At 42.7% G+C, this 12,665-nt stretch carries 6 protein-coding genes; 4 read left to right on the top strand and 2 right to left on the bottom strand.

Translation table 11 applies throughout. The features are described from left to right. Positions 1 to 34 precede the first annotated feature (34 nt). The 4 genes from C2869_RS05015 to C2869_RS05000 all read left to right on the top strand — a co-directional run bounded on the left by C2869_RS05015 (position 35) and on the right by C2869_RS05000 (position 7,897). Entirely contained in the window at positions 35 to 2,956 is a 2,922-nt protein-coding gene (locus tag C2869_RS05015) for a glycoside hydrolase family 2 protein (RefSeq protein ID WP_108601914.1), read from the top strand. 162 nt (positions 2,957 to 3,118) lie between these two features. Then, positions 3,119 to 4,702 carry an alpha-L-fucosidase gene (locus C2869_RS05010; protein WP_108601913.1) on the top strand — a complete coding sequence of 528 codons (1,584 nt, stop codon included), beginning with the start codon at positions 3,119 to 3,121 and terminating at the stop codon, positions 4,700 to 4,702. A gap of 418 nt (positions 4,703 to 5,120) precedes the next feature. Further along, positions 5,121 to 6,203 (top strand): glycoside hydrolase family 117 protein, encoded by a 1,083-nt coding sequence (locus C2869_RS05005; RefSeq protein WP_199915661.1) that lies wholly within the window; start codon positions 5,121 to 5,123, stop codon positions 6,201 to 6,203. Positions 6,204 to 6,577: 374 nt separating this feature from the next. Beyond that, entirely contained in the window at positions 6,578 to 7,897 is a 1,320-nt protein-coding gene (locus C2869_RS05000; RefSeq protein ID WP_108601911.1) for a glycoside hydrolase family protein, read from the top strand. A gap of 434 nt (positions 7,898 to 8,331) precedes the next feature. Here C2869_RS05000 and C2869_RS04995 read toward each other — a convergent pair whose 3' ends face one another. Then, the gene (locus C2869_RS04995) at positions 8,332 to 9,792 is read right to left on the bottom strand and encodes a helix-turn-helix transcriptional regulator (protein WP_108601910.1); all 1,461 of its coding nucleotides are present in this window, start codon (positions 9,790 to 9,792) and stop codon (positions 8,332 to 8,334) included. A gap of 451 nt (positions 9,793 to 10,243) precedes the next feature. Further along, complete coding sequence (locus C2869_RS04990; protein ID WP_108601909.1) at positions 10,244 to 12,598, bottom strand: alkaline phosphatase D family protein; 2,355 nt, start codon at positions 12,596 to 12,598, stop codon at positions 10,244 to 10,246. Positions 12,599 to 12,665 lie beyond the last annotated feature (67 nt).

Here is a 12,665-nt window from a genome sequence, read left to right as displayed (position 1 = left end):
ATTGTGCTTTGTTATAACCGATGAGAAATCTAAAATGATGCGTAAATTACTTTCAGTTCTGTTTTTTCTGGGTTTAAGCGTAACGGCGAATGCCGCTAGCTCTGTCCCACCAAAGTCAGACATGGATGCCAATCAATACACGGCTCATAGACATTATCTATCGGGTAAAGGCACAACCGATGCAATTGAGTGGGACTTTAAATGCTCAAAAGGCCGCAAATGTGGCGAATGGGCAAAGATCCCTGTGCCGTCGAACTGGGAGCAGCATGGTTTTGGTAATTACAACTATGGTCACGATAAGCCAGAAGAAAAGCATGACGAAGTGGGCACCTACAAAACCACGTTTTTTGCCCCAAAGGAATGGCAGCAAAAGCATGTACGTTTAGTGTTTGAAGGCTCAATGACAGAAACCACCGTATTCGTTAATGGCAAAAAGCTAGGTGTACCCAATCTAGGTGGCTTTGTGCCTTTTCGCCATGACCTAACCAAAGTCAAAAAGCTGCTTAAGTATGGTCAGCAAAACGAACTTAAAGTCATAGTGGCGAAGAAGCCGAGCAACGAAAGTTTAGATCATGCCGAGCGTAAAGCAGACTACTGGGTATTTGGCGGTATTTATCGTCCTGTCTATCTTGAAGTGCAAGATATGAGCTTTATTAATCGCGTCGCGATTGATGCTAAAGCCGATGGTTCGTTCGCATTAGATGTCTTCCCGCAAATCAACTACATCACTAAATTTTGGAAAACCGAACCCATTTACGTAGATGAAGTGCATGCGCAAATTTATACCCTAGATGGCCAAAAAATCGGTAAACCTATGTCTAAACCGATGATCCATGGCAGTGGTCGCGTACGCTTTAATAACCAAATAAGCGGCTATCAAACCTGGTCACCTGAATACCCTAATTTGTATCGAGTTCAAGTTGAACTGCGTAAAGACGGCCAAACAGTCTCACGCTACAACCAGCGCTTTGGCTTCCGTACATTTGAAGTGCGTCGCCAAGATGGTTTTTACCTAAATGGTAAAAAAATCATGATCAAAGGCGTTAACCGTAATGTCTTCCATCCTGAAACGGGCCGCGCGGTTAATAAAGAAAAAGTGTGGGCTGATGCCCGCGCAATTAAATCAGCTAATATGAACCTAGTTCGCTCTCATCTTCCACCGACAACCGAATTTATGCAGGCTTGTGATGAGCTAGGATTGTTAGTGATCACTGAATTAAGCAACTGGCATGATCCATGGATTGATACGCCTATCGCCCGCAATATTGCCTATGAAATTGTTACTAAATACCAAAACCATCCGTCTGTGATCTTATGGGCAAACGGCAATGAAAGTGGCTTTAACTTTGAAATCGACGAGATTTACCACTTGCTGGATCTGCAAGATCGTCAGGTTATTCATCCGTGGACCAACTTTGAAGATGTTGAAGCTTTCCATTATCCGAAATACTCAATTCTGTTGGAAAAGTTAGCTAAACCAACCGTATTTTTACCAACTGAATTCTTACACGGCTTATACGATGGCGGCCATGGTGCTGGCTTAGAAGATTACTGGGCAGCAATGCGTGCTACGCCAACTAGCGCAGGCGGCGTATTGTGGTGCTGGGCAGATGCCGCCCTTAAACGCACCGATAAACTGGGTAGCGCATTGGCGGGCGAATTGGATACCGCGGGTAATATGTCGGCAGACGGTATTGTTGGCCCATATGGTGAGAAAGAAGGCAGCTTTTATGCGGTTCGTCATATTTGGTCACCAATCCAAATTAGCGAAACCAAGCTAAGTCGAGATTTTGCAGGCAAGCTGTCCGTACAAAACGATTACTACGATACCAAGCTAAGTGACTGTAACTTTAGCTGGCGCTTTGTTACCCATTCTGCAGCTCAAGATAAAAAGGTTAAAACCAGCACAATTGCTAAAGGCAAAATGGCAGGCCCGACAATATTACCGGGGCAATCTGGCCAACTTAATATTGATCTGCCGCGTAACTGGCAAAAAGCCAATGCGTTAGAGCTAACTGCCACCGATCCACATGGTATGAAAGTAATGACGTGGTCACTGCCCATCGTAAAAGAAAAAGCGGATAAAGCAAGTCAGCAAGTAATAGTCAATCAACAAGCGAAAGTTAGCCAAGTTAACGGTAATCCATTCGAACTGCAAGTAGGCAAGCAAGTATGGACATTCTCACCTGAAACCGGTCAATTGCTTAGTGCCAGCTTCCAAGGTAAGGATTCAGGCTTAGGTCTAGGCCCTGTGCTATATGGCGCGACCGCTGACAAGAAACTGCAATTTGCCGCCAACTGGCAAGCCAAAGCGTTTAAACAAGGTGCTAACCATATTATTCAATCAAGTAATGAAAGAGGCGATAGCTTCCAGTGGACTGTCTCAGCCGATAGCGCAGTGACTCTCGACTACAACTATGGCGAATACGAGTTTAAGTTTAAATATCTAGCGGTTGGTTTTGATTTAGCCGAAAACAATGTTGAGTCTAAAACTTGGTTAGGTAAAGGGCCATATAGAGTTTGGGCAAACCGTTTAAAAGGCAGCAACTATGGTGTTTGGTCGAATGATTATAACAACAAACTAACCGGCATGAATTTATGGGGAGCGCCAGAATTCAAAGGTATTTTCGGTGATGTTGACTGGTTAAAGCTCTACCTTAAATCAAACGCAAGCTTAACCCTAGATACGCCAGCCGACAGTTTTGTGGGGGTATTACAACCAAGCAACACGATCCCTGCGGTTCCGGTTCATCCGAAAAAAATGGTTAAGGACGACAAAGTTCATCCACGCCATGCCGTGTGGAACTACCCTGATGCTGGTGGCTTACATATCTTCCATAAAATTCCGGGCATAGGCACCAAATTCCATTATGCCCAAGCGTTAGGGCCTCAAGGCGAACCGAAGAAAATCAACGGCGCAGTAAAGGGGTCAGTAACGTTTCAGTTGAATAGATAAATTAACGCTGAGGTTTTAAAGATACCGTCATTCCTGCGAACGCAGGAACCCAGTGTCTTTAGAACCTGCCAACAGATGGCGTTTATGTAAATTGTAGGTACATAGGTTTATTTATTCACCCTTGTCGAGGCAAGCCTCGACCTACAACACAAGAGTAAGACAATGACAAAACAACACACAAATACCAAGGGAATGTCAGTACGTTTACTTAAAAAAAACAAACTCGCAGTATGTATGGCTTTGGCCATTACCGCGCTTGGTTGCTCAAGTACGCAACAAGGTTTAGACAACAAACAAACTCAAAATTCTAAACCTATTCATTATCAACCAAACTGGCAGTCTTTATCGCAACATGAGGCGGCTCCAGAATGGTTTCAAGATGCCAAATTAGGTATCTATTTTCACTGGGGGCCATATAGCGTGCCCGCTTTCGGTACCGCTTGGTATTCAGGCAATATGTACCGTAAAGGCAGTTCAATGAACCGTCACCATGAAAAAACCTATGGCCCAGTTGAAGAATTTGGCTACGAAGATTTTATTCCCATGTTTAAAGCCGAGCATTTTGACCCAGCAGAATGGGCGCAATTATTTAAAGACTCTGGCGCTAAATTCGCAGGCCCAGTAGCGCAACACCATGACGGCTTCGCGATGTGGGATAGTCAGGTTAATCCATGGAATGCCAAAGACATGGGGCCTAAGCGTGATATTTTAGGTGAGCTATTTAGCGAACTAAAACAACGCGACCTTAAAACCATAGCCACCTTCCATCACGCCCGTAATGGCCAGCGGAACAAACATAAACTCGAAAAGGGCATGAAAGACTTTAACAGTCATTACCCTTGGTACCAAGGTTCACCTACCACCACTAATGATCCAAAGTTACGCAAGCTATTCGGTAATTTTGAAACGTTGGATGAGTTTAACCAATACTGGTTAGAGCAAGTCGACGAAGTGGTATACAAATACTCGCCCGATATTATTTGGTTCGACTCATGGATGAATATGGTGCCGGAATCTTACCGCAAACAAATGGCAGCTAACTTCTTTAATCATGCACAGAAAACCGGCCAAGAAGTGGTAACCGTGCATAAGCACAATGATATGCCAACCTCACTCAGTGTGCTGGATTTTGAACAAGGTGGTCGTCGTGATCTGCATCCTGAACCTTGGATGACAGATATCACCTTAAGCCAAACTCGCTGGATGTATGTAGAAGGTCACCCTTATAAAGATCCAGCCTTGGTGGTGCGCAATATGATCGACGTCTGGAGTAAAAACGGAGTGGTACTGCTTAATGTATCGCCACGTGCCGACGGCGTGATCAACCAACAACAACGAGACGCGTTAAAAGTGATTGGTGACTGGCTAAAAACCCATGGTGAAGCCGTATACGGCACTCGTCCATTCGATACCTTTGGCTATGGCACAGCAGGCAGCAAATCTAGTACTCATGATGGTCAATCAGCCAAAATTGAATACACCGCCAAGGATGCACGCTTTACCGTAAGTAAAGATGGTAAAGCTATGTATGTGCACTTTTTAGGTAAGCCCAAGCCCGGCAGCAAAGTCAAAATTAAAGCCCTTGGCCGCCATCGCTATGCACCACGCTCGGCAGTACAAAAAGTCACAATGCTAGGTTCAGATGTTGATGTGAAATGGCAAGACGACACCTATAGCTTCAATATCGTAATGCCAGAGCGCGACCTAAACGAGATCGCCACGGTATTTAAGTTGCATCTTGAGTAAATGATATTCCTTTTCGAGGTAAGGTTCGTCACTTCGAGCATTAACACAGCTTTGAAGTAATAAACCGACCTCACACTGAGCTCGTCGAAGTGTCGGCATTTTAAAAAACTAAAAGGCTTCGACTGCTTCGCGCTCAGCCTGAAGAGAAAAAAGATCTTAGTTCAATCTAGTTTTCTTATTTTTACTAAATGGTAAAAACAATATGAGTAACCTTTATCAAACGTTTAGATTAGTCGGCTTAGCAGCATTAGCTAGCTCGGTATTAGCCGCTTGCCAAACATCACCAACTAACTCATTACCGTCATCAAAAAACGATGCCTTAGTCGCCAAAAGCAATGTCACTCAACAAGAATTAGCGGCGTTTAAAGCCAATGTTTGTTCATTTGAAACCTATGAACAAAAGCTTGAGCGTTTGGGCATTACTAACCCTAACAAACTCAGCGCCGCGTCGAAACGTGCTTTACTATGGAAGGATAAACCGAACAATTGGTATGGTGCATTTACGGTTAAAGATCTTAAAGGCGATCTGGCTTTTGAAGAAAGCGTAGTGCGTCGCGATCCCAGTTCAGTGCTATTCGAAAACGGCTTATACCATGTCTGGTACACCAAATCCGAAGGGCCAAGCAAAGGCTTTACAGATGATCCAGATGCCAAAGTCTGGCCTTGGGATCACAGTGAAGTATGGCATGCCACCTCCAAAGACGGCATTACTTGGGACGAAGACGCAACGGCGGTATATCGCGGCAAGCCGGGTGAGTTTGACGACAGATCAGTATTTACCCCAGAAGTATATAAACACCAAGATACTTATTACTTAGTGTATCAAACCGTTAAATCGCCCTATATCCAACGCGTTAAAAACCAAATAGGTCTATCCTACGCCAAATCGCCTTGGGGGCCATGGACTAAGCATGATAAGCCAATTCTGAGCCCAGCTGATAACGCTCAATGGTCTGGCGATGATGTGCACGATCGCTTTAGTGTAACCAACAAAGGTGATTTCGATAGCCATAAAGTCCATGACCCTTACCTGACCTACTTTAACGGCAAGTTCCACCTGTACTATAAAGGCGAACAAATGGGCTGGGAAATGACCCACGGCGGTCGCGAAATTCGTCACGGCGTAGCCACCGCAGAAACACCATTTGGCCCTTATACCAAATCACCATTTAACCCTATTTCCAATAGTGGTCATGAAGTCGCAGTTTGGCATCATAATGGCGGCATAGGCTCATTAATTACTACCGATGGGGTTGAACGCAACACAGTACAGTGGGCAAAAGATGGAATTAATTTTGAAATTTTAGCCCATATAAAACAAGCACCGCCAGCCATGGGACTAGTGCGCGATTTAGCTAAATCAAACGAGCCATTTAAAATATTTAAATGGGGCCTAACCCATAATATTAAGACGCATGATTATACCTATATCCAACGCTTCCAAGGTTATCAACGTGGAAGAGTGAAAACCTCAGCGACCCACAATTTAAAATGTGATTAGCTAAAATCGATCAGCTTAGGTGCCACACCTAAGCTGAATTATCCGAAGGCTATTTAGCCAACAACCAGCCCCGCCTTCAAAAGCTAGTTAATCAATATCAACCACCCTCGCGTACCCATTCGCTTCCCATTTAAAGGCTCCTAATGCCTAAGAGCCGTTGATTAACGCGCCTTAAACTGAAACAAAAGACTCATTTCTAAATTCATTGTGTCGGATATTAAAAGTTAATTTATCGCAAATCTTTAGGATTATCGCAGCTTTGGTTAACGAATTGACAAACGAATAATCTCAATCTTTGCGAATGGTGACTAAAAGCTAACAAGAAGGATCTAGGTATAAAAATCAAACAATTTTAATTTAGTCAGGTGTCTTATATGTTCAAAACACATCAACAAGTTATTAAATCCATATTCTCTACGAAAAAGTTTCTCGCCTTATTTGTCATCATGTTTACATCCGCTTGCTCGAATGCAACGCCAGATGAAGGTAACTCATATAATATTAGTTCTAATGCTGCGCCAAACGAAGGTGATTTCTATAAGAATTACTCTAAAAATGGCGTATACAGACAGTTTCAAGGCAACGGGCAGGATACAAACAATGATACGCCAGCATTGCAATCATTAATCAACGATCTAACCCAATTACCTAACGGCGGCAGTATATTCATTCCAGCAGGCACATGGTATATCGGTGAGTTAAGATTAAAGTCGAACACCCATTTGATCTTTGATAAAAATGCAACGGTTCGCCCATTTATCAATCCAACTGGCAACCCTGCAATCTTTAATCTTGGCGAAAATGGCAGCGCCGTTGAAAATGTCAGTATTCGTGGTTCGGGCGGCCGCTTTAAGGTTGACCTCAATAACCAAGTCAATAAAAACATTATTCCATTCAAATTATTAAACGTAAAAAACTTCATGTTGTCTGATATACATGTAAAGGACGACTTTACTGTTCATTCTGCTGCCAACTTTAACTTCAGTTGGTATCAGTCGAAAATTTATGGACCTGAGAATGGATTAGTCAAAAATTTTAGTAATGAAAATGGCCATGGTGGCTATGGATTAATCCAAGTTCGGATCGGTAAAAATATCTTCTTCAAAAACCTAGATTCGTACAGTGGCGGCGCAACATTGAGAATAGAGACAGACCCTCATGCGGTGCATCATGTTCATAATCAAGCTTCACCTAAGCTGGGGGCATTTGATATTGTCGCGCGTGACATAACTTGTAAAAATGGTAACTCGGCGGTGATGTTGCAACCATGGGACATAGACAACGGCATTCTTGATATTGCAAACGTTAGCGCCAATAGCTGCAAATTTGCCGTTCGTGTTGACCGCGCTTACGTTGATCCTACCAACGACAATATTGATCCTAACCAGCGCATAGGTTCATTTGATCCTAGAACCACCATTTCGAACATTACAGCGACATATGGATTAAATTCACAAATTAAAAACGGTAGTTTTCCATTCGTACCTCAAATATTAGAAGACGAGATTTCAACAACACCATTTGCATTTAACCCAAACTGGTTTAAAGGTCCGTCTCTAGCGCCTGTTTTATATGCGGCAAAAGGCAGTTCAAACGACCCTCGATTCTATGAAGTTAATATCGAAAATATTACTGCTCATGGTTTCTTGTATGTACCAAACATTGTCACTTGGGATGATAGATTCAACCTATAACTGACTTTCAGCTCTAACATCCTCGTACCTGCATGGATGCAGGTACGCCTCTTAGACACAAGTTTCAGAAGCGTTCTTTTAGGTCAACGAGTTGGAATATTATCACCACAGTTTAGGTAAATACCCTAGTCATCCTCGCGAATGCGGGGATCCAGTGACTTTGGTTGGATAACCATTGATAGGTTTAAGTAAAAGATACTGGGTTCCTGCCTTCGCAGGAAAGACGGTACTTTTTTAACCGCTAAGTACTACCTGCAATCCACTTTTTCCATCTTATTTTAGTCGATTTGTGCCAATTAAGATTTGGGTATAAGAGACATGGATGCAGGTACTTAGCAGGTCGCAGTAGATATACCTGACCAGGAAAAGGCGGTATTTATCTATGAGAGACAGACTTGTAACTAACAAGCTAGCCACTGTTTGCTATAACCAAACTAGATATCAATTTGGGCGTTTTGCTGGTATTCCCTAGGAGACAAGCCAGTATGTTTGCGAAAGAACGTAGAAAAATAGCTCGGGTTCTTAAATCCAACTTCATAAGCTGTTTCAGTTACGGATTTTTCTAGCAAAAAGCTTTTTGCTTTATCGACCCGCACTTCTATTAAGTACTGGTTTAACGTCATGCCCTGCTTACTTTTAAAACTCTTAAGCGCATGGGAGCGACTAACACCCACCTCAGTCGCAATACTATCCATGGTTAATTCTTCTTTATAGTAATTCGCAAGGACGCAAGCTTTAATCCGTTCAACTAAGGCATCAACCGTCGTTTTTCGTTTCGGTACTTCTATGACACGCAATAAATATAAACACTCTTCGGTTAATAGCTCTATGATCGCCGCATCATTGTCACAAGCATCAATTAATTGCCCTTGTTTTTCCAACCGAATAATTAATGTTTTGGCATCACAGCCAAGGTAGATACTAGTATCCACCAATAAATAGAGGATCTCGCGAATGCGTGCTTTAAAAACGTGAGGACTTTCACCCGAAAAACGTTTAAGAGAAGTGACCAAACTAGCCACTCTTGTACCGACTAAGCCTGTACTGGCAGTTCGTAAGGCTTCAAGTACATCTTCGCGTTCACGATAAGGATAGCTTTCATCAATTGAGTCAGGGTATAGATCAGTAAGCGGTACATTGCCCGTTTTAGCTGCGAATTGCGCGGATGCTAATACTTTTTCATGTTCAGAATGCGCTTTCACTTGCTGGTTTAAATCTCTGATACTTTTGAACATTGCCCACGCCCACGCCAGCGCACAAAAGCAAGAACCGATATAATAAATCGACCAAAACTGGGTAAAGCTGCCAATAATGGCAAATACCGCCAAGCTCAACATACCATAAACATAAGTTTTGCTTTGCTGTGGAGCCATGCGATACAGCAGATAGCAACCTGGTATGACTAATAAACAAAATATCACCAGACTCTGGGCATAAAATAAATTCGCAAAATTAACCCAGTCTGCAATCACACCTTCCTTACCTGCGGAAGCCAGTATATTAACTTTATCGGTTCGATAATCTGCGGTTATAAAATAAAAAATAGACCAACTTGAGCCTATTCCATAAACAAAAGCGCGCAATGCAGGGCTGACATTCACTTTCGATTGCATATACAACGCAACGACTAAGGACGGAAATCCCAAAGAAAAAAGTGAAAAGCTTGCCAAATAATGAAACCAAACCGCTATATCTTGTATGGGTAAAATATTGACCAAGGTCGCGGTTAAATAAAATATAAAGCTAACGAGAAACGTAGCATAGTATGGGTATTCTTGAGCAATTCGCTCTTTAACCAAGGTAAAATAGATGAGTACAACCAGAAACAACTGAGCTGCAGCAAATGGCAAAATATTATGAAAAAGCACTAACCAATCAATAACAATTTTACCCATAAGCTTTTAATACACCTGTTGCTTAGAAAAATACGAACAAAAACAAACGGCTAATCAGATAAAAACCAAGACGCCTGTTGTTTGAAAATTATAGAACACCACACAACAAAGCCTAGCCTAATATGGCTGACTCCATCTAAACCCACTGTCACCTAATTATCTTTCGCACCCAATTAGCTTATTGTATTAATTAAATGGCTCTGTTGTACTTAATTGTTGTTAATAATTAAATCTCAATAAAAACAGAATCTTATGTAGGTCGAAATTTATTTCGACGAAAAGATACGACAGGTCTAATTAACACAACTTATTTACTTAATACGTATTAGAGCTGTCGAGTTAAAACTCGACCTACAAAGCATGTTTTAGTGAACTCGCCAACAGTTAAAGGGAACATAGTTAATTAAATAGGGAAAGCCATCACCCCTGTGATGGCTTAAGTCGGTAATGATTACGAAAGAAGATTGATACCACCATTTTCATTTTTGTGTATCGTTACAGGCCAGCCTGGAAATTGATTGCTTGAACTGCCATCCGTAACATCAATTAAATAACGATAAGCTTCCATGGTATAGGTTAATTTCTTAGTATCGAAATTGATCACGCCAAAGCCACTGCCTTTTTCATGTGCTTTTATATAACGGTTTGCCGACTTTCCTAGTTCAGGAACGCCAACCGCATACACATACATTTCGTTACCAAAGCTATCTAAATATTCACCCGTTTGCGCTAAACCATGGCTTGGTCGATTTTTATGTGGAATGCCCACTTGATCAGGCATCCACCAGCGCGGCCAACCGGCAGATATCGCTGGCGTACAGAACGACCAGTTACTGTCTCGCTGCTTGTCTACACCGTATTGCACTAAAGAAGCCAAATGCGTATCACCACATATGTGTAAGGCTTTTGATTCGCGCATTACCTCAACGGCTCTGTCTCGAGCTGGTCCTGGCCAGCCACTACTATCAAAATCATATTTAAGGTAGCGCTGAGGCGTTGGCTGATGAGTTGAAACTTGAGCAAAAACAGTTTGGCTTAACACCGCTTTAAGGGTATGGCCGCGCCAGTCCTTACCCCATTTTTCAAGAAAGGCTTCTTGATCGTCACCTAAAAGTTGCGAGTTGGGCGGGTTAATCTTAGGGTTGATAAACGTAGGCGATTCATCAACACCGGTTTCGCCAACAATAACGCCAGCATCTTCAGGGCCGCTTTTCCATAATCGGTCAGCTAAAATTGCAAAGCCAACATTGCCATAAACCATGTCACAATAGTAATTAACCACTCCAGTTGCAGTTGGATTAGGATCGTATGGATCAGGGTGGTGACCCACCGTAGTTTTATGTACAAGATTTACAAAAGGGATCGGATGAATATAACCGCCGGTTAATGATGCATTTGGGTCAGATTCAGGGCTTTTCATCGGTTGGCCGCCCTGCCCCCAGAGGTTGCCTTGCAAAACATCATGATCGTCAGGCAAACAAACTGTTGGCTGATCGCGCATGACCTCACCAAACGCCCAACCAAACTGATAGAATTTTCTCAGGTAATTGAGAAGCGAAGGCTTAAATGGATGACGAATAATACCGAAGCCGCCATGACTTTCGTATATCTGATCACCTGAAAAAAACACGATATCAGGATTTAGTTTTTTGACATTTTCCGCGACTGGCGCGTACGGATAACTGTAATCATTTTGACAGGTCAATGCCGCCATTTTCACAGGTCGACCTTCAGGGTTTGCTCGAATAATGCCTTGCCATAAATCAGGCGTTGTCGAGCCATCTCTATGCTGCTCGTTATACACCACCCTAAATGGGGTGTCTTTTGTTTCCTGCCAATTCGCTATGCGAAAGTTAGCCACCCAAACATCAGGATCTAATTTGCTTTCTGCTAACGAAACCCATTCTTGCCCTTGCTGAATTTGTAAAATAACCGTTTGGCTATCTTTTTTACCCATAGGGCCAGTAAACGCACTCATTTTCATCACATACCCTTCCTTGCTTCGAGTATTGTTCAATGTGTACATTGTCCATAAGATAGGGCCAAACTTGCGAGATGGGTTCTCCGAAAACGCGTCACCAGACAATTGCCAATTACCAAAACGGAATAAGTTGCCTTCTTTTTCAGGCTTTGCATGTGAGTTTACGACAAAATTACTCACCACTGCGACATTGCCCAACACATCACTAGCCGGCACCAAATGACTTAATTCGCCTATCTTTTTGTTTGATTCAGTTAAAGTGGCACTTAATACTAGAGAAACCGCACCCGCTTGTGGCGTACCTGTGAGGGTTAATGTGACCGCCTGCTTTGCAACAGGCTCAGTTAATGCAACTCGTTTACCGGCTACCGACAACTTATCTTGAATAATGCCAACATCTAGACCACGTTGCACAAAGCAGCTGCTTCTATATTCATTAATATCACTGCTCACCCCAAGGCGAAAACCCGCGCCGCCTACATTTTTTTTGTCGTCAACCTGAACAATATTCACTGACATTGAAAACGCTTTGTTGGTATTTTCTAAGCGGTGCGTTAAAGAATGAACACTGCGATTGCCTTGGCGGCTCGCACATTCAGCATAACCATTAACGATCTGCCAATCTTCCATAGGGTTAGCCCAATATTCTCCACCAAGCCAAGTACGATCATGAGTATTCGCCCATTTATCAGTCATTGGTTTACTGGGCTTGCTAGCTCCACTATTTACTAATGAATTGGTATTGGCCGTACAAGCTACGCCGCTTGCTGCAACACCTGCCGCGATAAATTTTAATGCGTCGCGTCTAGATACATTGCTGGTCATAAAAGACTCCTATTTAAATTGTGTTCTTTATGGTGGCGTCTCATACAAGAACTCTCACACTTTAGCT

It is taken from the genome of Saccharobesus litoralis, assembly GCF_003063625.1.
Classification (GTDB): domain Bacteria; phylum Pseudomonadota; class Gammaproteobacteria; order Enterobacterales; family Alteromonadaceae; genus Saccharobesus; species Saccharobesus litoralis.
This window is presented reverse-complemented; position numbering and strand designations above follow the sequence as displayed.

What these genes read in the sequence shown, in the direction of transcription:
- C2869_RS05015 (WP_108601914.1), top strand. Translation starts at nt 35, where the DNA reads ATGATGCGTAAATTACTTTCAGTTCTGTTTTTTCTGGGTTTAAGCGTA.
- C2869_RS05010 (WP_108601913.1), top strand. Translation starts at nt 3,119, where the DNA reads ATGACAAAACAACACACAAATACCAAGGGAATGTCAGTACGTTTACTT.
- C2869_RS05000 (WP_108601911.1), top strand. Translation starts at nt 6,578, where the DNA reads ATGTTCAAAACACATCAACAAGTTATTAAATCCATATTCTCTACGAAA.
- C2869_RS04995 (WP_108601910.1), bottom strand. Translation starts at nt 9,792, where the DNA reads ATGGGTAAAATTGTTATTGATTGGTTAGTGCTTTTTCATAATATTTTG.
- C2869_RS04990 (WP_108601909.1), bottom strand. Translation starts at nt 12,598, where the DNA reads ATGACCAGCAATGTATCTAGACGCGACGCATTAAAATTTATCGCGGCA.